Source organism: Altererythrobacter rubellus (genome assembly GCF_030284385.1).
GTDB lineage: Bacteria > Pseudomonadota > Alphaproteobacteria > Sphingomonadales > Sphingomonadaceae > Erythrobacter > Erythrobacter rubellus.
Genome location: NZ_CP127221.1, coordinates 1,400,363 through 1,422,728, shown reverse-complemented (window position 1 = coordinate 1,422,728; position 22,366 = coordinate 1,400,363). Strand labels below are relative to the sequence as shown.

At 57.5% G+C, this 22,366-nt stretch carries 21 protein-coding genes; 6 read left to right on the top strand and 15 right to left on the bottom strand.

The window, feature by feature from the left end:
* Window positions 1–80: 80 nt before the first annotated feature.
* Window positions 81–950: an N-acetylmuramoyl-L-alanine amidase family protein gene (locus QQX03_RS07180; protein ID WP_285975078.1), complete on the bottom strand. Its 870-nt coding sequence runs from the start codon at window positions 948–950 to the stop codon at window positions 81–83.
* A gap of 448 nt (window positions 951–1,398) precedes the next feature.
* Between QQX03_RS07180 and QQX03_RS07175 the strand changes: the two genes are divergently transcribed.
* Window positions 1,399–4,059, top strand: a complete 2,661-nt coding sequence (locus QQX03_RS07175; protein ID WP_285975077.1) for an Rne/Rng family ribonuclease — start codon at window positions 1,399–1,401, stop codon at window positions 4,057–4,059.
* A 59-nt stretch (window positions 4,060–4,118) separates the two neighbouring features.
* Here the strand turns inward: QQX03_RS07175 and QQX03_RS07170 are convergent, their stop codons facing one another.
* Together QQX03_RS07170 and QQX03_RS07165 are read right to left on the bottom strand one after the other, a co-directional pair.
* Window positions 4,119–4,754, bottom strand: a complete 636-nt coding sequence (locus QQX03_RS07170) for a class I SAM-dependent methyltransferase (RefSeq protein WP_285975076.1) — start codon at window positions 4,752–4,754, stop codon at window positions 4,119–4,121.
* Window positions 4,755–4,813: 59 nt separating this feature from the next.
* On the bottom strand, window positions 4,814–6,319 hold the full coding sequence (locus QQX03_RS07165; RefSeq protein WP_285975075.1) for a hypothetical protein: 1,506 nt from the start codon (window positions 6,317–6,319) through the stop codon (window positions 4,814–4,816).
* A 76-nt stretch (window positions 6,320–6,395) separates the two neighbouring features.
* Here QQX03_RS07165 and QQX03_RS07160 point away from each other — a divergent pair, with 76 nt between their 5' ends.
* The gene (locus tag QQX03_RS07160) at window positions 6,396–7,403 is read left to right on the top strand and encodes a D-alanine--D-alanine ligase family protein (RefSeq protein WP_285975074.1); all 1,008 of its coding nucleotides are present in this window, start codon (window positions 6,396–6,398) and stop codon (window positions 7,401–7,403) included.
* 257 nt (window positions 7,404–7,660) lie between these two features.
* Here the strand turns inward: QQX03_RS07160 and QQX03_RS07155 are convergent, their stop codons facing one another.
* A complete protein-coding gene (locus QQX03_RS07155) occupies window positions 7,661–8,398 on the bottom strand; it encodes an SDR family NAD(P)-dependent oxidoreductase (RefSeq protein ID WP_285975073.1) in 738 nt (245 codons plus the stop codon).
* 247 nt (window positions 8,399–8,645) lie between these two features.
* Between QQX03_RS07155 and QQX03_RS07150 the strand changes: the two genes are divergently transcribed.
* The 3 genes from QQX03_RS07150 to zapE are packed head-to-tail and all read left to right on the top strand — an operon-like array spanning window position 8,646 to window position 11,026.
* Entirely contained in the window at window positions 8,646–9,428 is a 783-nt protein-coding gene (locus QQX03_RS07150) for a succinate dehydrogenase iron-sulfur subunit (protein ID WP_285976980.1), read from the top strand.
* Window positions 9,429–9,435: 7 nt separating this feature from the next.
* Entirely contained in the window at window positions 9,436–9,891 is a 456-nt protein-coding gene (locus QQX03_RS07145) for a PaaI family thioesterase (RefSeq protein WP_285975072.1), read from the top strand.
* Between the two features lie 4 nt (window positions 9,892–9,895).
* Complete coding sequence (zapE, locus tag QQX03_RS07140; RefSeq protein ID WP_285975071.1) at window positions 9,896–11,026, top strand: cell division protein ZapE; 1,131 nt, start codon at window positions 9,896–9,898, stop codon at window positions 11,024–11,026.
* Here zapE and QQX03_RS07135 read toward each other — a convergent pair.
* The 4 genes from QQX03_RS07135 to QQX03_RS07120 form a co-directional block, all read right to left on the bottom strand.
* On the bottom strand, window positions 11,023–11,946 hold the full coding sequence (locus tag QQX03_RS07135) for a crotonase/enoyl-CoA hydratase family protein (RefSeq protein ID WP_285975070.1): 924 nt from the start codon (window positions 11,944–11,946) through the stop codon (window positions 11,023–11,025). The two genes, zapE and QQX03_RS07135, sit on opposite strands and share 4 nt — an antisense overlap.
* Window positions 11,947–12,518: 572 nt before the next feature.
* Window positions 12,519–13,751, bottom strand: coding sequence for a pyridoxal-dependent decarboxylase, exosortase A system-associated (locus QQX03_RS07130; RefSeq protein WP_285975069.1), 1,233 nt, complete (start codon window positions 13,749–13,751; stop codon window positions 12,519–12,521).
* Window positions 13,748–15,274, bottom strand: coding sequence for an acyl-CoA ligase (AMP-forming), exosortase A system-associated (locus tag QQX03_RS07125; RefSeq protein WP_285975068.1), 1,527 nt, complete (start codon window positions 15,272–15,274; stop codon window positions 13,748–13,750). Before QQX03_RS07125 ends, QQX03_RS07130 begins: the two co-directional genes overlap by 4 nt.
* On the bottom strand, window positions 15,271–15,399 hold the full coding sequence (locus QQX03_RS07120) for a hypothetical protein (protein ID WP_285975067.1): 129 nt from the start codon (window positions 15,397–15,399) through the stop codon (window positions 15,271–15,273). The genes QQX03_RS07125 and QQX03_RS07120 overlap by 4 nt, the downstream gene beginning before the upstream one ends.
* A 2-nt stretch (window positions 15,400–15,401) precedes the next feature.
* Between QQX03_RS07120 and QQX03_RS07115 the strand changes: the two genes are divergently transcribed.
* Window positions 15,402–15,719: an acyl carrier protein gene (locus QQX03_RS07115; RefSeq protein ID WP_432762816.1), complete on the top strand. Its 318-nt coding sequence runs from the start codon at window positions 15,402–15,404 to the stop codon at window positions 15,717–15,719.
* Between the two features lie 10 nt (window positions 15,720–15,729).
* On the opposite strand, the gene QQX03_RS07110 is transcribed toward QQX03_RS07115, so the two are convergent.
* The 7 genes from QQX03_RS07110 to QQX03_RS07080 all read right to left on the bottom strand — a co-directional run bounded on the left by QQX03_RS07110 (window position 15,730) and on the right by QQX03_RS07080 (window position 22,215).
* A complete protein-coding gene (locus tag QQX03_RS07110) occupies window positions 15,730–16,923 on the bottom strand; it encodes a class I SAM-dependent RNA methyltransferase (protein ID WP_285975066.1) in 1,194 nt (397 codons plus the stop codon).
* Complete coding sequence (locus QQX03_RS07105; RefSeq protein WP_285975065.1) at window positions 16,920–18,311, bottom strand: NAD(P)H-hydrate dehydratase; 1,392 nt, start codon at window positions 18,309–18,311, stop codon at window positions 16,920–16,922. Before QQX03_RS07105 ends, QQX03_RS07110 begins: the two co-directional genes overlap by 4 nt.
* A gap of 13 nt (window positions 18,312–18,324) precedes the next feature.
* Window positions 18,325–20,049: a dihydroxy-acid dehydratase gene (gene ilvD / locus QQX03_RS07100; protein WP_285975064.1), complete on the bottom strand. Its 1,725-nt coding sequence runs from the start codon at window positions 20,047–20,049 to the stop codon at window positions 18,325–18,327.
* 42 nt (window positions 20,050–20,091) lie between these two features.
* The gene (locus QQX03_RS07095; protein ID WP_349665831.1) at window positions 20,092–20,817 is read right to left on the bottom strand and encodes an N-formylglutamate amidohydrolase; all 726 of its coding nucleotides are present in this window, start codon (window positions 20,815–20,817) and stop codon (window positions 20,092–20,094) included.
* A 9-nt stretch (window positions 20,818–20,826) separates the two neighbouring features.
* On the bottom strand, window positions 20,827–21,639 hold the full coding sequence (locus QQX03_RS07090) for a 4-(cytidine 5'-diphospho)-2-C-methyl-D-erythritol kinase (RefSeq protein WP_285975063.1): 813 nt from the start codon (window positions 21,637–21,639) through the stop codon (window positions 20,827–20,829).
* Between the two features lie 58 nt (window positions 21,640–21,697).
* Entirely contained in the window at window positions 21,698–21,937 is a 240-nt protein-coding gene (locus QQX03_RS07085; RefSeq protein WP_285975062.1) for a hypothetical protein, read from the bottom strand.
* 65 nt (window positions 21,938–22,002) lie between these two features.
* Window positions 22,003–22,215 (bottom strand): cold-shock protein, encoded by a 213-nt coding sequence (locus tag QQX03_RS07080; RefSeq protein WP_285975061.1) that lies wholly within the window; start codon window positions 22,213–22,215, stop codon window positions 22,003–22,005.
* Between the last annotated feature and the right edge of the window lie 151 nt (window positions 22,216–22,366).

Here is a 22,366-nt window from a genome sequence, read left to right as displayed (position 1 = left end):
GACGGCGCTTTAGCACGCGGTTTCCGCGTCTTGCTATATACTTCGCGATGAACTGTGCAGAAACGGGCAAAACCGGTGGCTTAAATCTGGCCTTGGCGGATGAAGTACACCCGGATCGCACGCGCCATCACTTGTGCAAACTGCGCCTGCCCCTCCTCAGACGCGAGCCTCGCTGCGTCGTCTTGATTGGTAACGAAGCCCGATTCAAAAAGTGCCGATGGCATGTCAGGCGTTCGCAGCACGACAAGATCAGCGGACCTTTGCGCTTGTGAATGGAATGCGAGCTCTCCGGCTCCTTCGCGCGTCACCAGACCAGCGAACTCGGCAGATTCAGCCTGAGAGCGCCGCTGCGACAATTCAACCAACAGATCCGCAACGTCACCGCTTTGGCCTTCGATCGACACACCGTTGACCCGGTCTGCATCATTTTCGCGCCGGGCGAAGCGGGCTGCGGCGGCACTCGATGCGCGATCTGACAGCGTATAAATGCTGGCGCCGCTCACCGCTTCATTGTCACCAGCGGAATCGGCGTGGATCGACAGAAACAGATCCGCTTCCATGCGCCGAGCGATATCGGGGCGTTCAGTCAAAGTGATTAAACGATCGTCTTCGCGGGTCAAAGCAACCCGGATACCCCCCTGCTCTACAATCGCATCTCGCAATGCGATCGCCAGCGCGAGCGTGACATCCTTCTCGCGAACACCCGCGCCCACGGCACCAAGATCCCGCCCGCCATGCCCGGCATCGATCACAACAAGCGGGGCTGCAGGATCTCTGGGCCCGTAAATATTTGGCAACTCAAGTTCGGCCGCAGCATCAGGCATCAAAAGCTGGAGCACATAGTCGCGCCCCCATTCGGGCACGGGCACTTTTACGCCAGCCATCATCAACCCCCCGACCAGCAGGATCGGAAGCAAACCTATCAATATGATATGTTGGCGTATCGTCATTAACAAAGCGTGTTACGTTGCTGCGCTAAGTAAACGCAATATGGTTGCGGGTTGAAACCCACGGTGCTAGCAGGCTGTCAAGCGGTTTACATTTGCAGAGACGCGACATCCGCTCCCTCCGCAAACCCAACTCCCGCTGCCTTGCGAAGCTATTTTTGCAAGGCCCCACAACAGGTTGATGCAGTGAATAGACAGCCCTCCGACGATTTTGCAGCGCCGCGTGATCCACGCGCGATGGCAAGTGTCGGCCGGGTCGCAGCACAGACTTGCGGTCTTTCTCTCGCAATAGAAACAACAGAATTTTCACCCGTACGCGTTCACGTAGCGGGTCAAAACCCTATCGCCAACCGCTCACATGGAACGGTTGGTACATTCCAAACATCATACAATCAGAGGCGCGCATCGGCCGGAGCATTGCCCCGAAGCCCCCGCGCCTGGAGAATACATAATGGCAACGCGCATGCTCATCGACGCGCGCCACCACGAGGAGACTCGGGTAGCGGTAGTCAAGAACAACCGGATCGAAGAATTTGATTTCGAATCTGCCGAACACAAACAAATCAAAGGCAACATTTACCTCGCCAAGGTAACAAGGGTCGAACCGTCGCTGCAGGCAGCTTTCGTCGACTTTGGCGGCAACCGTCACGGTTTCCTGGCCTTTAGCGAAATCCATCCGGACTATTACCAGATCCCGCAAGCGGATCGCGAAGCGCTGCTCGCTGAAGAAGCCGAAGCAGCAGAGGAAGAAGCCCGCCTGCGCGCCGAAGAGGAAGATCGCGGCGAAATGCCCGGCGACGAATATGACGCCGAAGACGAAGAATCTGGCGAAGCGCTCGCCGAAGATCTAGCCGAAGACGGGGTCGAGGAAATTGACACCTCAGAGAAGGACAAGGTTTCAACTATCGAAGAAGGTCTCGTCGATGGCGACGACGATTACGATGGTTCGGACGATGACGACGACTCAGAAGGCGATGAGTCCGACGAAGATGACGATGGCGATGATGACAGGAGCGATTCTCGCCGGGGTCGCGGACGCCGTGGACGCCGCCGCCAAGGTAATGGCAAAGGCAAGAGTCGCGCCAAGGAAGTCGACGAAGTTCGCGCACGCCGTCAGGCTCTGCGCCGCCGCTACAAAATTCAGGATGTAATCCAACGCCGCCAGGTTCTGTTGGTGCAGGTCGTGAAAGAAGAGCGCGGCAACAAGGGCGCAGCCCTTACCACCTATCTAAGTCTCGCTGGTCGCTACACAGTGCTGATGCCGAACAGCAGTCACGGCGGCGGAATTAGCCGGAAGATCAATTCATCCAGCGACCGTAAGCGCCTGAAGCAAATTATTGCGGATTTGAAGCTGCCGAAGACTATGGGTCTTATTGTTCGAACAGCTGGCCTTTCGCGGACGAAGCCAGAGATCAAGCGCGACTTCGATTACCTTGCTCGCCTTTGGGATGAGATCCGCCAGAAGACGCTGTCGTCTACCGCGCCTGCTTTGATCCACTCGGATTCCGACCTGATCAAGCGTGCGATCCGCGACATTTACAATCGCGAAATTGAAGAAGTCGTCGTTGAAGGCGAAGATGGCTACAAATTGGCCAAGCAGTTCATGAAGCTGTTGATGCCAAGCCACGCGCGCCGGATAAAGGCATATTCCGATCCGGTCCCGCTGTTCCAGCGCTACGGAGCGGAAGATCAGTTGCGCGCTATGTATGATCCTGTCGTGCAGCTGAAATCAGGCGGCTATCTGGTCATCAACCCCACCGAAGCTTTGGTGTCGATCGACATCAACTCAGGCCGATCAACTAAACAGCACGGCATTGAACAAACCGCTGTCGCGACGAATGTCGAGGCAGCGCGCGAGATCGCACGTCAGCTTCGCCTGCGCGATATGGCCGGACTTGTCGTGATTGACTTCATCGACATGGAATACAATTCCAATGTCCGCAAAGTCGAACGCGCGATGAAAGACGCGCTCAAAAACGATCGTGCGCGGATTCAGGTTGGTCGCATTTCCGGCTTCGGTTTGATGGAGATGAGCCGCCAACGCCTGCGCACAGGCGTGTTGGAAGCGACCACTCGCGAATGCCCGCATTGTGATGGTACCGGTCTGGTTCGCACAGCATCCAGTGCGGGGCTTTCCGCGCTGCGCTTGATCGAAGATGAAGCTGCGAAGGGCAAAGGCACGATTATCCGCCTTGCTGCCAGCACCGAAGCAGCCATCTATCTGCTCAATTCGAAGCGTGACGATCTGGTCGAGATCGAACAGCGTTACGGTGTGAGTGTAGAGGTAATTCCCGAAGGCGAAGACGAAGGCGCGAAAATGGCGGTTGCCAGCGCTGGCCCTCGCCCCACCGAACGACCGAAATTCGAACCAATTGTCGACGATGATGACGATGACGATCTGCCCGAAGAGGTATTCGGCGCTGAGGAAGACGATTACAGCGCGGCTAAGAAGAATCGCCGCCGGCGCCGTGGTGGGCGTGGCCGCAGTAAGAAGCGTCGCGAAGACCAAGTCGAGGGCGAAGGCAGTGAAGACGAAGCTGAGCGGCCCGGAACCGAAACTGACGACGACGGCGAAGAGAAGCCAAAGAAACGTCGCCGGCGTGGTGGCAGAGGCCGTCGTGGCAAAGGCAAGTCAGTTGACGAAGGCGCGACAGAAAACGAAGCAGCCGAGGTTGGTGCCGAGGCGGAGGCTGACACCGTTTCCGATGCAGAAATAGCCGATGATGCACCGACAGAAAAGTCCAAGCGGAAGCGCGCCCCTCGCCGGAAGAAGGCAGACACTGAAGCGATGGCTGACGCCGACGCTCCCGCGGCGACCGAGGCTAGCGAAGCGCCTGTTGAAGAGGCAAAGCCGAAAAAGAAGCGCGCGCCGCGAAAGAAAAAGGCCCACGCAGAATCCGCAACGGATGAAGTGACTTCATCTGCCGATGAAGCCCCGGCCGAAGAAGAAAAGCCGAAGAAGAAGCGCGCGCCGCGCAAAGCCAAGGCCGCTTCTGTAAGCGCTGAGACCAGAACAGCCGAGGCAAGCGAGCAAAATTCGACCGCTGACAAGGCCGATGATGATGGCAAGCCCAAACGCGGCTGGTGGCAGCGAACCTTTGGCGAGGAATGAGTATCGCGCGGGTGTGGCTCAGGCTGCACCCGCAACTCAAACCGATGTAGGGTCCTGAACTAAAGCCCGGCCTTGCGGGCAATGCCCCATTCGTTCCATCCCGCAAAACGCGGCGCCTTGGGCAGATAGCCCTGACCCATAGGCTCGACATCGAAACCAGCGCCGCGCAACGCCGCACCAATTGGGCGCGTGAGGTGGCAACCACCGGCAATCTTCTTCCAGACCGGCTCGATCCTGTCCTGCCATCGCGCCACATCAACGTCCGGCGTGCGCCCGTGCTCTAGAAACAGCAGCCTGCCTCCAGGGCGCAAGATACGCCGCATCTCCGACATGACCTGATCCGGATCGTCGACCGAGCAGAGCGTAAAGGTGCACACAACTGTGTCAAAACTCGCGTCACGAAACGGGATGTTCTCGCCCACGCCTTCACGGATCGTATTGTCCCATCCACGCGCACTCGCACGAGCGCGCGCATCGTCGAGCAATCCCGCGTGCGGATCGATGCCCGAAAAGCTCGATATTTGACTGGTTTGATAGAATTCCTGATTGAGCCCGCCGCCGCAACCGAGCTCAAATACATCGCCCGTCGCAAGCGGTACGAGTTGTGAACGTCGCTTCATCACTTGCCCCTGCCCGCACGCAAATGTGACAAGTTTCGGCATCAGATGTGCATCGTACCAAGTTTGCAATCCCATCGGCACCACTCTCCAAGACCGGCGTTGAAGTGCGAAGAGACTATGTCTCGGCTTGAAACTTAGCAAGCGGCGTTTTGCTGACCGCTTTGAGTGGGATGTACGACATTGCACAAAGCTTGAGCGATCTCGCGCATGTCACTACGCAACGCAGTCTCCGCCTCCTCCTCCGGTATAGCGCAAAGCGCGACCACTTGCGGCATGGATAGCCCAATCCGCAAAGTTCCACCCCACTTGCCACCACGCCGGACGCATTTGACTGGTTGCCCCAGCCTAACCCCTGAAAGTGCCAGCTTGCGATGGACGGCCTGCGCCTCGTCAAAGGTCGGGGTGATCGCTAGCGAGCTGACATCAAGCGTTTCAAGCGTCCGCATCTCAATCGGATGCTCTGCCAGCTCTCCTTCATGCCCGGGCGTGAACGGGCGGACGAGTTGTATGCCCAAAGGTTCGGCCAACTCGCTCTCCATTGCCGCCTCGAATATGTCGAGCAACGCGGCCACACGCGGAGCCGGTAGTTGCTGAAACCTCTCAAGCTCGAATATCGCGCCGTCATAGCGCAACGCCAAGCCTGGGTTCTCGCTATTCTCCAGCGCGTCTCGCCCGGTCCAGCCCTGAGGAAACTCCGCACGGCGGAAAACCTTGGACAATCCGGCGGGCAATCTCGCTGCCTGTTCCACCATCGTTTTGGGAACCAGCGCCCAACCATTGAACGGCGCGCCGCCCATGAACTTTGACCCGGTCAGGAACACCATTGCGCCGCGCGCAAGATATTCGTGCAATGCCGAATTGGTGATCCGCGCCTGACATGCATCGACGACAAAATCGAACCGATCTCCATAGCGAGCCTTTAGCGCATCAATCTCTGCCAATTCCGGCAGTATCAGTCCGGTTTTTGAACCGTGCACCACATGCACCAAAGCATGTTGGCCAGCCTGCAAAGCCAATGTGATTTCGTGCCCGATTGCTTCTGTTACGGTCTCGCTGCAACGGGAGACGCCTTCCGGACACCGCACGGGCACATCAGCAAGGCTTACCTCGCCAAATCCCTCGATCAATGCGCCCTTTTCCGTCGCGATCCCCAAGGCCGTTTCGTCGGCGAAAAACTTCGCATGGGCAGAATGGATACAGCCGCTGCCAACTTCATCGGCACCGAGCAGGATGTTGTGAATACCCCCAGAGGCTTTGCCCAGAACAGCGGCCAGCGCGACATATTCCAGATCGGTGCCGGACGGCGCGAATACGATCTCGACATCATCACCAATCTGATAGGCTGACTTTATTCGCGCGCGTAAACTTTCCAGATGCGCCGCATAGTCCGGCAAACCGCCCGCCAGAACCCCGCGCAAATGCTCGAACGCATCCGGCGAGAGGTCATTCGCCGTGGACGAGGCATAAGCCATCGTTTTGCGGGGATATGGAGCGGAGAAATATTTATTGAGGCCACTTATCGGGTCCAGCGAAGTCCGCGCGTCGCCCCCCGATGATAGCTGTGCAATCAGCTTCGCTGTAAGCTCGTCCATTGCAACATGCGCTGCAATGTCGGGGGTGCTGTATCCGTCTTGACCCATCTATGTCCCGTTTCGACTTGGCTATTACCCATTCCCGTCTTATGGGCCCCGGCAGACAAAGGAAAGGTTCGCTTGCATGTCATTCCCCCATGAGCCTCTGACAATCGACGCCGCGACAAAGCGCGATTGCCGAATCATGTTCATTGCCAAGAACGCGCTGTGGGATGGATCTGGCAGTGCAGAAGATGGCAATCATGCGAGCTATCACGTTGAAATGCGTGAAGTTTTAACGAGACTTGGCTTGAACCTGCGAGTCGAAAACGGCTTCGAAGTGCTGTTTGAAAATCCCGAAGTGGATTTCGTTTTCCCGCTTCTGAACCGCGGCGGTTTTTTTAATTCGGAAATGTTGTGCCCGTTGCTGTGTGAGCGTGCCGGCATCCCATATCTGGGCGCGAGCCCGATTCTGCGCGGTCTTTCCGACGACAAGCACTTGGCCAAACGTTCAGTCGTCGAAGCGGGTGTGCCCACTGCACCCTGGGCTATCTATCGCCGCGGCGCGCCAATCAATCCGTCGCTATGCCCGGCGGGAGAGCGCTTTGTGGTCAAACCCAACAACTCCTCTGCCAGCTGGGGCGTGAATGACGCAACCGATTGGGCCAGCGTCATAACTGCGATCGATAGCGTGCACGCGCTAGGCCACGATGCGCTGGTCGAGCCATTCATCCAAGGCAGCGACGTCGAAGTGCCCGTTATCACCATCAATGGCGAGCCTGTTATCATGCCGATGATGATCTTCCGCCAGGCAGACCCATCGCATCTGCGCACCTATCAGGAAAAGCGCGATCTTGTGGACCGCAGCCAGAAATATTCCCTCGATCCGTTCGAAAATGCGGACATGATCGCCCAGATCACTGACCTGACGCAGAAGGCGATGCAGGAATACCGCCCGTTCGATTACGGACGCTGGGAATTCCGCGTGAATGAGGGCACCGGAGAAGTGACCTTCCTTGAACTCAACCTCAACTGCAACCTCTGGTCACAGAAAGTGTTCGGCCGCTCGGCAGAACTCGCTGGCTGGACGCAGGAGCAGCTGATCGAGACGATCCTGGCGGAGAGTTTGAGGCGACACGGGCTGATGGCCTAGGGCCTAAGAAGACTTTTTGGAACGATGGCGGGTTGTCAGTTTTTGCTTGGATGACAGCCAAGAGCTGGCAGTCCGCTAACGACCCCAAGGCCGCTATTCCGGCGAAGGCCGGAATCCAGTCGATTTCGGGGTATTTCTTCGATCATAGCTGGACCCCGGCCTTCGCCGGGGTGACGACTTAATCCAAAGTCCACTTCCCACCCCAATTGAGGCCTCTAAGATTGGCCAAGAATTGGAACGATTGCGGACATTGAGGTTCAAGCCGGAATCTCCTCACCTTTCCAGTCGAAGAACTTGCCGGATTGATCCGGCCCTAGCCCGTTCAGCACGCCGAGCAAGTTCGCGGCCGCTTCCGTCGGGTCAGTCAATTGCCCGGCTGGCAAACCCGACTGAAACGGCTGTGACAGCGCGGAATCAACCGTACCGGGATGCAAGCCCACCACAACAGCCTGATCGTGTGTGCGGCCAAGCTCGATGGCAAAATTCTTCAGCAGCATATTGAGCGCGGCCTTGCTCGCGCGATAGCTATGCCACCCGCCCAGCCCATTCTCGGATATCGACCCCACGCGTGCTGATAGCGCTGCAAACACAGCTCGGCGATTGCGCCGCAGCAAAGGAAGCATATACTTGGCGATCATCGCCGGTCCGATGGTGTTGAGCGCAAACACTTCGCCCATCGCCGCGCTATCCAACCGCTTGTAGGTCCGCTCCGGCCCGGTTCCATCCGCCAAAGTCAGCACACCGGTCGCCACTATCACAAGTTCCGGGGAATTTGCGCGCATCGACTCAGCGGCACAGGCAATGCTCGCTTCATCGGTCAGATCAAAACTAAATGGGATCAAGCCAGTTGCCTCCGGCGCACTTCCGTTGCGAGAGCCTGCGTAGATTGTTCCCACGCCGCGATCGGCCAGCTTCCGGACCAGCGCTGCGCCAATACCGCCTGAAGCCCCGAAAACTGCCGCTGTGCGCGGCCATTGCTGTCCTACATCACTCATACCGGATAGACGGTTTACATGGCCATGAAGTTCCCCTCACATCCCGTTTCAACCCCGCGGACCGGCGCGAAACCCTTTCCCCTCTTGGACAGTGTTCGATGTGTTCCATCCTGTAGGAATTCAGCGCGCGCCGCAGCACTGTTCAATTCGGTTCACCCCCCCCTCAAAAGTCTCAACAGCAGATGGCTTGCCCTCCGCGCCTCAGCCGCTAGATAGGGGTCGCAAAGTAATGGGATTCACGACTGATATGGCTACCTTCACGCTCCCCAAGAACTCCAAGATCACCGGCAAGGGCAAGGCCCACAAGGCCGATGGCGGTTCGCGGATCAAGAAGTTCACGATATACCGCTACGATCCCGATAGCGGAGAAAATCCGCGTTACGACACGTTCGAGCTGGACCTCGACAATTGCGGCCCGATGGTTCTGGACGCACTGTTCAAGATCAAGAACGAAACCGATCCGACGCTCACCTTCCGCCGCAGCTGCCGCGAGGGGATTTGCGGTTCATGCTCGATGAACATGAATGGCAAGAACGGCCTTGCCTGCACCACCGCAATCGAAGACCTGCCGGGCGAAATCCGCATCACTCCGCTGCCGCATATGGAAGTGATCAAGGATCTGGTGCCGGACTTCACGCATTTCTATGCGCAATACGCCAGCATCCGCCCCTGGCTGCAAACCGTATCACCTACGCCAAGCGGCAAGGAACGGCTGCAATCGCCCGAACAGCGTGAAAAGCTGGATGGCCTTTACGAGTGCATTCTGTGCGCCTGTTGTTCGACTTCTTGCCCGTCCTATTGGTGGAATTCGGACAAGTTTTTGGGCCCGGCCATCCTGCTGCAAGCCTATCGCTGGCTGGCGGACAGCCGTGACGAGATGACTGGCGAGCGGCTCGACCAGCTGGAAGACCCCTTCCGCCTCTATCGCTGCCACACGATCATGAACTGCGCGAATGTGTGCCCCAAAGGGCTTTCGCCGGCAAAGGCTATCGCTGAAACCAAGAAGATGATGGCAGAGCGCGCGATCTGATATCGTCATGCCGAGCAAGGATGTATTCGAACATGGGCCCGATCCTGAACATCCGGGCTGGCATCACTGGAATCTGAAAGACGATACACTATTCAACGGCGCGGTGATGGGCAAGCTTATTACCCGCAAGGAAGGCGACAAGTGCCGCCTGCGCATGTTTCCAGAGCGCAAACATGAAAACCTGCAAGGGATCATCCATGGCGCGGTAACACTTGGCCTGATCGATATTTCCATGTTCACCACCATGCATGGTGTCGGCAGCGGCAATGCCGGGCCATCTGTGACGCTGGAGCTATCAACACATTTCATCGGCGGAGGTGACCCTGCGCGCCCGCTTGACGCAGTGACAGAGATCATGCGCGAGACTGGCAAGCTGGTTTTCGTGCGCGGCGAAGTGGTGCAAGATGACGATTGCGTAGCTGCTTATAGCGGCATAGTGCGCAAATTCGCGCCGCGCGGGTAATCCGGTGAGCGGCATCCTCGCCCGCTATTATGCGCTGATTGAGGCTGGAGAACTCAAAGCCGATCCGGACCAACGTGCTGCAGTAACGCGGCTTGCAAGGCTTCAAACCGATTTGGAGGCCGTGCCGAAACGCGGTTCAGTGCTGTGGCGCGCGCTCACTCGAAAACCGGATTCGATCGAAGGCGTTTACATGTGGGGCGGCGTGGGCCGCGGCAAGTCCATGCTGATGGACCTGTTTATCGAAACCTTAGCAATTGATCGCAAACGCCGGGTCCATTTTCATGCGTTCATGCAGGAAGTTCACGCGCTTCTGCGCGAGGTTCGTAAAGGAAAGACAGGGGACCCCATTCCGCTGGTTGCCAGACAGCTGGCTGAGGGGATCCGCTGCCTGGCCTTTGACGAGATGGTCGTGAACAATTCAGCTGATGCGATGATCATGAGCCGGTTGTTTCGCGCACTGATCGAAGATGAAGGGGTAACCGTGGTCACTACCAGCAACCGACCGCCGCATGATCTCTATAAGGATGGGCTCAACCGCGAGCATTTTTTGCCGTTTATCGACCTGATCTGGGAACGGCTCGAAGTGATGTCATTGAACGGCCCGACTGACTATCGCCTGGATCGATTGGGTGGGATCGACTGCTGGCATACGCCACTTGGCGACGCGGCCACCGCGCAGGTTCGCGAAGTCTTCTTTCGCCTGACCGACTACAAGCCTGAAGACGCAGAGCACGTTCCCTCAGCCGAGCTGGATGTGGGTGGCGGACGTATGCTGCATGTACCCAAGAGCCTTAAGGGCGTTGGCGTTTTCAGTTTCAAGAAATTGTGCGGCGAAGCGCGTGGTGTACCAGACTATCTCGCGATCGCCCGGGTCTATCATTCGGTGATAATTGTGGGCATCCCGCAGATGGGCAAGGACATGCGCAATGAGGCGGCACGCTTTGTCACGCTGATCGATGCGCTCTACGAACATCGGGTAAAGCTGTTTGCAACCGCTGCGGCGCAGCCGGACGATCTATATATCGAAGGTGATGGAGCGTTCGAATTCGAACGTACGGCCAGTCGCTTGATGGAAATGGGCAGCGACGAATACATGGCACTCGGCCACGGAGAACAGGAAACAGTTAGAGACTAGGCGGCAGCGATCCGTTCCGCCAGGCGGCCTTGCGCAGCAACCAGTCGATTCATCACTTTCAAGTCCTGCTCACGAAGTTCCAACGCGGTGTCTGCCCACATCTCCGTGATCTTGTTCAACTCACCAAGTTTCAGGTTCCACGCATGCTTCATGGCTTTACGCGAACCAACCAGCCCGGCGTGGCGACGCTCGGAATTCTTGATGAATTGCTTGCAGGCGTTGATCCCGTCGCCAGGCTCGGCGAGCTCGTGAACAAGGCCAAGCTCGAACATCTGCTCTGCAGTATAGGTTTCGTTCGAAAGGATGAACTGTTCGGCCCGCGCGCTGCCCAACTTTCGATAGAGCAGTGCGTGCGCGCCCATACCCGGGAACAGACCGAACATGATTTCCGGCAAGCCGAATGTGGCCGTACGCTCAGCGACAATGAAGTCGAACGACAGAAGCGCTTCAAAGCCACCGCCCAAAGCAGCACCTTGCACCAGACCGATTGTGAGCATCGGAATATCAAGGTTCTTGATATTGCGATCCAGGATAGCGCAGCACCTGTGACCATATTGGACCAGCCCTTCGCGATCACGATTGCGGATAAGTTGTTCGAATAGCGCCAAATCCCCGCCAAAGCAGAATACGTCCTGCGCACGGCTGCCCAATATCAGATAGCGCAGCGGAACCTTGCCTTCACCAAATCCGGTCGGGATCAATTCCTGCCAACGCTCAAAATCGTGCAGCATCGGCGGAGTAAAGCTCGGTCGCCCTTCGGGGTTCATAAACGTCCAGAGCGCAGCAGTGCGATCGTCGTAAAGAACGTCGAGCTCGTTCAGTTCAAACAAGCCGTCCGGAATGGCCGCGTGCTTCACGCTCTCAACCAGCAGTTCTTCGTCACCTGACAAAGGTATAGCTTGCGAAATACCACTATCCATCGTTGCGCGCCCCAATTACCGTGAAATCGGGAGAAATACTTAAAATCTTTAGAATTGATTCAAGCATTTCTGATTTCGTTTGGCGAATCTAAGCGAGAGAGGAGTCGCTTGGCAAACGCAAATTTGCGACGCGTTTGAGGGACAAGTGCCAAATCGGGGCAGTGGAAAGCGATTGTCCAGTGTCAGGAAGCAAGCAAAAGACGCAGAAATCCGCCGATCAACGCACTATGTGACGTCAGGTTGCGCCCAATCGGCCACACCACCGGAAAAATTTGAATTGAGGTAAATCGGGGGTTTCCCGCAGGTTCAGGCCGCTTCGCTATCGACCGCTGGCTTGGGCTTGGTGTCCGTTTCAAGCCAGTCAATCAGCATATCGAGCACGCTGCGCACAGAATATTCCTGATCTTCCAAGCGCTTCTCCAGCTCGGCAATACGATCATCGCGAGCACCAAGCTACTGCTTGATCTCTGCCAGAGCGAATTCGATATGTGCGGCTTCTTGTTCTTCAGACATGGTGCAAAGCTCCCTAATACCAGCAGGGCTAAGCCAATTTTATGAATAATAGGTTAGGTTTAGACTAGTATTTCCGCCGCTGGACCGTGCCCGAGAAAATTGGCTGGAGACGCGCTAGCACCGTACGCACCGGCGCAGAACACAGCGACCAGATCACCGACCTGCGCCCGTGGCAAATACGCATTGTCGGCCAATCGATCGAGCGGCGTGCAAAGGCATCCCACCACACTGGCCTCTTCTTCCGGTGAAGCACCAAAACGCGTGGCTATCGCAACAGGATAGTTTCGCCGAACCACAGTCCCGAAATTTCCGGACGCGGCCAATTGGTGATGCAGGCCCCCGTCAGTGATCAGATAAATCACTCCGTGGCTACCCTTGCGATCAATGATGCGGGTTAGATAGACGCCCGCTTCGCCAACGAGATAGCGCCCCAACTCGATGCAAAGATCGGTTTCGGATAGGCTGTCTGGCAGTGCATCGAAGCGTTCGCCCAAAGCCCCGCCAATCACAGAAATATCGAGCGGCGCATCGCCAGAGAAGTACGGAATGCCAAAGCCGCCGCCCATATTGAGCTTCGGCAGTGGCGCGCCGATCTCATCCGAGAGCCGGTTCGCGCATTCCAGCACATTGCCTTGCGCTTCAATGATCGCCTCCGCGCTTAGAGCCTGACTTCCTGTAAAGATGTGAAGCCCGCGCCATTCAGCACCAGCGGAAATCACTTCTCGCGCCAGAGCCGGCACACGTTCGGCATCGACGCCGAATGGCTTGGCGCCTCCCCCCATTTTCATGCCCGAGCCTTTTAGCTCGAAATCGGGATTGACCCGGATTGCGATGCACGGTGCCTTTCCAAGTCGCTCGCCGATCGCCATCGCACGCCGCGCTTCACCTTCGCTTTCGCAATTGAGCGTTACGCCGGCAGAAATGGACGCTTCCAGTTCCTCATCGCGCTTGCCGGGCCCGGCGAAACTCACCCGCGCGGGATCGATACCGGCAGCCTTGACCATCTCAAGCTCGCCAGCAGACGCGATATCGAATCCGTCGACTAGCCCCGCCATATGTTCGATAACTAGCGCAAACGGGTTGGCCTTCACCGCATAATTGATGCCCAAACGTTCGGGCATTGCCGAGCGCAGCATAGAAACGCGCTGATCGAGATATTCCCTGGAGTAGACAAAACAGGGTGTGCGCCCGGCAAGATCTACCAGCTCGCTCGCTGCCCTCCCCCCAATCGCCAACTCTCCATCAATCGCAGAGTAGCCCGAAGGAATCGGTCCCGTTGGTTTGGGTTTCATACCGAAAGCTCCCGCTGCAAGGCGGAGCGGTCGATCTTGCCATTGGGATTCAGCGGCATCGCTGTGCGCCAATGGATGACTTGCGGCTGCATGAAATTGGGCATCTCCTTTGCGAGCAGTTTGGGCAATTGTTTGTCGGCATCGACCGCCCCCGGCTCAGCACGAACGACCAAATGCACCGCCTGCCCTAGCCGTTCATCCGCAATTCCCAAAGCGACCGCTTCTGCGACCAGACCTGTGGCAAACGCAGCTTCTTCCACTTCCTGTGGGCTGATGCGGTTGCCTTGGCTCTTTATCATCGCGTCCCACCGGCCGACAAAATAGAGCAAGCCCTGCGCATCGCGTTTAACCCGGTCTCCAGACCAAACCGCGATGCCGCCATAGTTCGACATCTTTGGTGAGGGCTTGAAGCGCTCGGCGGTGCGTTCGACATCCTGCCAATATCCTTGCGCGACGAGTGGCCCGCAGTGGACGAGTTCGCCTTCCTCGCGAGGCGCAGCAAGCTCGCCAGCATCATTAATGACGAGAATTTCTGCAAAGGGGATCGCGGTCCCCATCGAGGTCGGGTGCGAATCCACGAGATCAGGATCAAGAAACGTTGAGCGGAACGCTTCGGTTAGCCCGTACATCGGAAACAGCCGCGCTTCAGGGAATATTCCGCGCAAATCACGGACAATATCTGTCGTCAACGCACCTCCGCTATTGGTCAAGCGGAGCATAGGCGCGACGGCCTGTTCACTCCAATCAAGCTCGGTCAATTGCACCCACAAGGGAGGAACCGCCGCCAGCGTTGTCACCTGATGCTTCGCGCAGGCCTTCATGACATCTTTCGGGAACAGGTAATCAAGCGGTGCAACTGCTCCCCCCGCATACCAAGTGCTCAAGAGCTGGTTTTGCCCGTAATCGAAAGACAGCGGGAGCACAGCGAGTGTGACGTCATCAGACGCCATACCAAGGTAATGTGCGACGCTGGCCGCGCCGAGCCACAGATTGGCATGGCTCAACATCACGCCTTTGGGCCTGCCGGTCGAACCGCTCGTGTATAGAATGGCGGTCAAGTCATCCGGATCCGCATTGGAAGGCGGCATATGCTCACTGAGCTCGGCAGCGGAATCAAGCGCGTCATTCTCCTCGATCAGACGACAGTGTTGCGGCACATCGCCCGCTTCGAGCGACTTCAAACGCGCCTGCGTCCCGATCAGTATCGTTGCGCCGCTATCGCTCAGGATGTGCGCGGCCTGCGCATGTTTCAGAAGCGGGTTGATCGGCACATGGACCAACCCTGCGCGCGCGGCAGCCAGCGGCATCAGACAAGTCAGCTCGCCCTTGGTTGCCCAAGTTGCAATGCGAGCACCCTTTTCCGGAGCCTGATGCGCAAGCCATGCGGCCAATCGCCGCACCCTGTCGCGCAGATCAGCAAAGCTCAGTTTTTCCTGCTTCAGGATCAGCGCAACATCGGCATCTGCGCCGCGCTCAGCCAAATGGTCCAACGGAAAAGGGGTGGGATCGGGTTCAGCAGTCATCGCTGCACACCAAACCCGCACATGGCGACAGCGTCAATCGGATAATCACCCCATCCACCAGTCACTTGCACCTTCAACAACGCACAGCTAAGGCGAGCGGCCTTTTCGTTGTAGGGGAACTTCACCAGTGACGGGTGAAAGCAAGACTGACGGACATGCCAACAAGCGTGGCCTTCCGCCAAACCGTTCGGCGATTGATCGCGATCTAAAAGCCATTCTGGTCGATGTGCTTGGCCTTGAGCCGGACGAGGTCGATGAATTCGACAATGAAACGGGCCTGTTCGGTCACTTGCCTGAACTGGATTCCATGGCAGTTGCCGGCCTTTTTACCGAAATCGAAGACCGCTTCGACATGCTGATCGAAGATGATGATGTTGATGCAGAGATGCTCGAAACCTTCGGCGGGTTGCTGGCATTTGTCGAAATGAAGCTGATCGAGGGCTGATCCGGCAAGATCACCCACGTGTCCAATAGCTCGCCAGTTCAACATGCGTTGACCAGCGAAACTGACCCACAGGGCGCAATTTTTTCAGACTAAAACCTGCTTCAATCAGCTTGGTACAATCACGCGCCCAGCTGACGGGATTGCAACTGATGTATACCACGCGGTTGACGCTGCTGGCCGCAATCTGCGCGACCTGTTCTTTCGCACCAGCTCGCGGGGGATCAAGCAGAACGGCTTCAAAACGGTTCAGTTCGTCAGGCTGCAATGGATTACGAAACAGATCGCGATGCATCGCGGCCATTGGTAATCCTGCGCTTGTGGCCTTGCACGCGAGATGTGCGTCGCGCGCGGCCTCAACGGCGAGCACCTTTGCAGGGTTTGCCAGCGCAAAAGCAAAGGTGCCGAGCCCGGAAAACAGGTCCGCGACGCTTACCGCATCGCCAATCCATGCTTTCGAGTCAGCGACCAAAGCGTCTTCACCGTCTTGCGTTGCCTGTAGAAAACCGCCCGGCGGCATCCCGACGGGTCGGCCCGAGAGCGTAATTGTAACCGGCTGCGGTTCCCATTGTGTCTCCGCGCCGTAACCCTGATCCAGCGTCAATCGCGCCAAACCGTTCGACTGCGCGAATTCCAACGCAGCCTCTGTTGCCTCCAAGCCTTCCAGCTCCAGATGCTTGATGCGGCAATCCACGCCCTGGTGTGCCACCGTCAGATCGATATCTACCGGTCGCTTGCCCCCATGCTGCGCGACAAACTGCCGAAGCTTTGGCAGTAATTCGGCCAGTTCGGGCCGCAGGATATGGCATTCCTTCAGATCAACGATCTTGTGCGAACTGCCTTCGCGAAAGCCGAGCGCAGCGCCTCTTGCTGTTCGCAGAGCATGCAAGGTCGCGCGACGCCGTGTTTTAGGCGGCGAAAGGTGTGTGGGCAGCAATTCACCTATCGAGAATCCGTGCTTTTCCGCTTGAAACGTCACCCGCTCGGTAACGAATTGCCGTAGAACATCCTCGTCTGCGTGTTGAAGCTGGCATCCGCCGCACTGCTCGAAATGCTGACACACAGGGGCAATATGATGCGGTCCATGTTCAAGCGCCCCATCAGGGCGCAAAACATCGCCCGGTACACCGCCAGCCGCATGCTGTCCGTCTGCGGTCACACCGTCACCGCGCGCCGCAATGCGAATGATTTGGAAGTTTTCGCTCATAGAGCTGCGGCGATAGCGCCGGAAACCGCCAGCGCAAGGTCATCTGCGCTAAAAGCTGGCCCGCATTGACGTGCGGCCTCACCATGCAGCCATACCGCTTCGCACGCGGCATCGAACGGCTCGCGACCAGATGCCATCCGGCTAGCGGCAATTCCTGCCAGCACGTCTCCGGTACCCGCAACGGACAGCCAACTAGGAGCAGGCGGCGCGATTGCCAAACGCCCATCAGGCGCGGCGATCAGCGTATCCGGCCCCTTTGCAAGGATGACCATCCCGCTGGTCTTCGCGAGAGCAAACGCGCAAGCTTGCCGATCCGGCGCAACGATAGCGAACGCGCGGCACAATGCCTCAAACTCGCCATCATGCGGCGTCGCGAGACATGGCATGTCCGCTCGCAACATTCCCGGTTTCAAGAGCACCAGGGCATCCGCATCGATCACAATGGGCTTACCGCAATCAATCGCCATGGCCAGCCGGTCATCAGCCTCGCGATCACGACCAAGCCCAGGGCCCACCAGAACCGATGCAATGCGGTGATCACCAAGCGTATCTTCAAGTGAAGCCTGATCGATCACGAGCCCCGCTGGCGGGTTGGTGGGCAAATGGTGCGTCAACAGCTTCACATAGCCAGTGCCCGCGCGCATCGCGGCCTGGCTGGCTAGCAAGGTCGCACCCGGCATTGCGCCACCAACCACGGCGCATAGCCCGCGCGTATATTTGTGCGCATCGCTCGCTGGCACAGGGATATCCGGTTTTCCGGCCAATTGCGCCGCCCCTTCGATCGCGGCAACTCCAATCGGTATCAGCCGAAGGTCACCCATCATTTCGCGAGCAGGCAGCCGCCAATGCGCGAACTTCCACGCACCTAGCGCTATCGTAAGGCGGTAATCCGGCAAACGCTCGTTGAGCAATGCACCGCTATCGCTCTCAACACCTGAGGGCAGATCAACTGCAATGCGAACAGTGTGTCGCTTCGCCAAATCGCGCAGCATCAATATGTGTTCACCGCTCAGCGGTCGCGCCAAACCCGATCCGAACAGGCAATCAACCAGCACCTGTCCCGTGACATCCTTGCCCGAGCTGAGCAAAACGCCTTTGTATGCCCGGCGCGCATTTTTTGCAGCATCAGTCTTAGGCGTAATGGGTGCTACAATTTGCACTTCATCGCCGCGCTGGCGCAGAGTCTCTGCGATAACATAGCCATCGCCGCCATTATTGCCCGGGCCGCACAGCACAGTGACCGGCCGGCCCGCTGCAACACGCCAGACCCACTCGGCTGCGCCCCTGCCCGCAATCTGCATAATTTCGTCTACGCTGGTGCCAGCATCGATCAGGGCCTGCTCTGCGGCCTGCATTTGAGCAACGGTCAGGACTTGCGCGTTTTTCATGCGCAGCAGCTTATCAGATATCTCCGAAAACGTGGCGTTCGGATTTCGCACCGGGATGCGTAAGCGCACCTTTTACCGCCGGGCCGACATTCTGCGCATAACGCCACAGCGCGCCGGACTGGTAATCATTGGTGCGCGGTTGCCAGGCCTTGCGACGCTCGGCCAGAACAGCCTCATCGACCTCCAGATCGATTGTGCCAGATTCCGCGTCGATGCTGATGATGTCGCCATCTTCAACCAACGCGATCGGACCGCCATCCGCCGCTTCAGGGCCAACATGACCGATACAGAAGCCGCGCGTCGCGCCGGAAAAGCGCCCGTCCGTGATCAGCGCAACGCTTTCACCCATACCTTGCCCGTAAAGTGCGGCCGTTGTGGAAAGCATTTCCCGCATACCGGGGCCACCTTTGGGGCCCTCGTAGCGGATCACGATCACACTGCCATCGCGGATTTCGCGATTTTCAACCGCGGCAAACGCGTCTTCCTCGCAATCAAAGCATTGCGCCGGGCCTGAGAACTGCAGTCGCTCCATTCCCGCCACTTTCACAATCGCACCATCGGGGGCCATGCTGCCCCTCAGGCCCACGACGCCGCCAGTGGGTGTGATCGGATTGGAAACTTCGTAGATTACCTTTTGATCGGGGTTCCAGGTGATCTCCTCCAGGTTTTCTCCGATAGACTTGCCTGTGACCGTAATCGGTTCTGGATCCAGGAAACCGCCGTCCAGCAGCGTCTTCATCACCATGTAGACCCCGCCTGCTGCATGCATATCCTTGGCGACATATTGCCCGCCCGGCTGTAAGTCAGCGATGTAAGGCGTAGACTTGAAAATCTCCGCCACGTCGAACAGGTCGAAATCGATCCCCGCTTCGCTCGCCATGGCGGGCAAATGCAGCGCGGCATTGGTAGATCCGCCAGTCGCAGCGACAACGCGCGCCGCATTTTCAAACGCGGGCCGCGTGCAGATATCGCGCGGGCGTAAATTGCGCGCGAGCAGTTCCATGACCTGCTTACCGGCAGCAACCGCCACTTCCTCGCGCGACTTGTAAGGTGCAGGAGCCATATTACTGTTCGGCAAGGACAAACCAATCGCTTCGCCGACGCACGCCATGGTGTTTGCGGTAAACTGCCCGCCGCAGGCTCCGTGTCCCGGACACGCGACTTTCTCGAGCGCGATCAGCTCTTGCAACGGGCAATTTCCCGCCGCGTGCTGTCCCACAGCTTCGAACACGTCTTTGACCGTCACATCCTTGCCATGAAAAACGCCGGGCAGGATCGAACCACCATAAACAAAGATAGAAGGCACGTTGAGCCGGAGCATTGCCATCATCATACCCGGAAGGCTTTTGTCGCATCCCGCAAAACCGACCAGCGCATCATAGCAATGCCCACGGACGGATAGTTCGACCGAATCCGCGATGACCTCGCGGCTCACCAACGAGCTTTTCATGCCTTGGTGACCCATCGCGATGCCATCTGTCACAGTGATGGTGTTGAAACGGCGGGGCATACCTCCGCCTTGCTCTACGCCAGTGCGGCAAATGTCTGCTTGCGCATCAAGCGTGGTGTTGCAGGGCGCAGAATCGTTTCCGGCAGAGGCCACCGCCACGAAGGGCCGCGCAATCTCTTCTTCAGTCAGCCCCATCGCATAGTAATAGGACCGGTGGGGTGCCCGTTCCGGGCCGACCGAAACGTGGCGGCTTGGCAATTTCGACTTATCGAAGCGCGAGTCAGACATTTTCTTTCCTGTTTCACTAAGTTTGCGAAACAGGCAGTGCCTTCACTCCATCGCCAGCGCAACCCTGTTTGCAACATCTGTGATCATCGCTGCCCAGCGCGATTGCTCTGCACGTGTAACAATCAGGTCCTGCCTGATCTCCAGCGCGATATAGGCGCGGCCGTGAGCTTCGGCATGGCGGTTCATCGTCGCGTTCAATTCCTTACCCGAGTAGGGCTGATTATCACCCACATTGAGCCTATGATCACTGAACAGCCGAATTGCATGGCGAGCGGCGCGATCATCATTATTGTACAGAAGCGCCACTTCCCAAGGGCGCTCTTCGTCACTGGTTGCCAGCGAAGGTGTGAAGGAATGGAGCGATATGATCAATTCGGGCTGGGCCGCATCAAGCCATTCTCCCAGCGCCTTGTGATATGGCCGGTGCAAACGCTCCAACCTTGCTTCAAGATCGGCGCCAATATTGCCCGGTATCAGGTGCCCATCACTTTCCGTGGGGACCACGTTCTTGTGATTTTCCTCGCGGTGCATGTCGCATACCAGCCTGCTGACCGTTGCCAGATGCGCGGGAATGTCGTGGCGGCGCGCCATGCGACCTGCAATACCTTCGACGCCAATATCGAGCGCGATGTGCTGTTCGAGCAAATCAGCTGAAATGCCAAGCTCGATGTCTTCCGGCACGAAATTGGTTGCATGGTCCACCACACATACGATCCCGCCAGGTTTGGGTTCGCCCACCTGGCGATAGGGTAGGTCATCAATCATCATTGCTGCATTTTACCTTAGTAAACCTGACATTTGCCACCATTGCGGCTCCAGCTCGGCCAAGACACGCGATGCGCGATCGCGGTGCTCCGTGCTGTCATAGAGCGCAAAACAGGTGGCGCCGGACCCTGACATTTCGAACATCCATGGATCAGTTTGACTCAAGCGCTCAAGAACATCTTCTATTTGCGGGCACAGACTGATTGCGGGTGCGCGCAGATCATTGCGACCTTCCAGTGCGATATTGCGCGCAGTTCCTTTGGGCAATGGCCCGCGATCTTCACCATCCCACGCTGCAAAAACTGGCCCGGTAGGCACGGGAACACGTGGATTGACCAGCAACACAGCCATGCCTGCCATGTCGTTCTTTACCGGCTCAAGTTCAGTCCCGGTGCCGCGCCCAATTGCCATCTCGCTTCGCACGCAAGCTGGTACGTCGGCGCCAAGTCGCACCGCCGCGTCCTCCCATCCTTTTGGGAGACCGTGGACTTGCTCGACAATTCGGAACAGAGCGCCTGCATCGGCTGACCCACCGCCCAGCCCGGCGGCGACCGGCAGATTCTTTTCGAGCGTGACATGCAAACCCTGCGGGCGCGGCAAGGCAGAAAGTGCGCGAGCGACAAGGTTGCCAAACGGGTTATCCAGCACATCGGCGAACTCACCGTATACCTCGAACCGATCCGCCTCGGCTGGCTGCGCAGTCAGAACATCACCATTATCTACGAAGGCGAAAAGCGTTTCCAGTTCATGATAGCCGTCATCGCGCTTTACACGTACATGCAGCGCGAGATTGATTTTGGCGAATGCAATTTCTTTGACAGTCACGCACCTGCTCTAGCGGGAAAAATTGTGTCTGTCCGCTGATAGTTACAGCGAGAGCTTATCAGCTGGTGACAGCTTCTTTGGCTTCCTCTGCCAATGCAGCTTCGGCTGCACGGCGATCAGCGCGTTCTCGCTCAGCTTTTGCGCGATCAGTCGCCACCCGGCGCGCCTGTTCGGCCAACCCGCGCCAAGTCTTCTCTGCTCGCAGATGACGGTCACGGACATTTTCCAGTTGAGCTTTTTCGGCATCGGCGGCGGCTTCTTTGGCGCGCGCATCGTAAAATTCAAACGTCTGGCTCATGTGGTTCTCCGGGCAAGAGGTGTTGCCTCTCCCACTCGAACAGCGGGAGAGGCGAAATTCGAAATTTAGTCAGCAGCCGAGAGGTTTACGGCGCTTTCCTTGCCATTACGGCCGATCTCAACTTCGTAGTTCAAGCGTTGCTCTTTATCGAGCGAGTGCATGCCAGCGGCCTGAACGGCTGAAATGTGAACAAAGCTGTCATTCGAACCGTCGTCTGGCTGGATGAAACCATAGCCTTTGTCGGTGTTGAAAAATTTGACAGTACCGGTCTTACTCATGTGCGTTTCCTTTCAAGAAACGAATTCACCCGCGCGACGGAAGTGCCACGTAGGTCGTGCGTCAGGTCGTAAAGTGAAAGGAAGTCGTCGTCTGGTTTACGCGAGCACCAATGGTACTTAGCGGTCGTCAAATATCGAAGTCCGTCGCGTT